Annotated in this window: 1 pseudogene; it reads right to left on the reverse strand. The window is 76.1% G+C overall.

The features are described from left to right. Positions 1-147: 147 nt before the first annotated feature. A pseudogene (locus tag JHD80_RS29185) lies at positions 148-252 on the reverse strand (HisA/HisF-related TIM barrel protein); the annotation flags it as partial. Positions 253-398 lie beyond the last annotated feature (146 nt).

Here is a 398-nt window from a genome sequence, read left to right on the forward strand (position 1 = left end):
CCCCCCCCCCCCCCCCCCCCCCCCCCCCCCCCCCCCCCCCCCCCCCCCCCCCCCCCCCCCCCCCCCCCCCCCCTCCCTGCCCCCCCGCCCCCCGAGATCTACACCGAAGGTTAATCGTCGGCAGCGTCAGATGTGTATAAGAGACAGGCCGGCGACCGTCTTCATATCGCGGATGCCGCCGCCGAGCTGCACCGGAAACGCCACGCGCTTCAGGATCGCCTCGACCGCCGCCGCATTAATCGGCTTGCCGGCTGTCTCTTATACACATCTCCGAGCCCACGAGACTCTAGGCGCGATCTCGTATGCCGGCTTCTGCGTGAGAAAGGGGGGGGGGGGGGGGGGGGGGGGGGGGGGGGGGGGGGGGGGGGGGGGGGGGGGGGGGGGGGGGGGGGGGGGGG

It is taken from the genome of Allobosea sp. ASV33 (assembly GCF_016428755.1).
Lineage (GTDB): Bacteria > Pseudomonadota > Alphaproteobacteria > Rhizobiales > Beijerinckiaceae > Allobosea.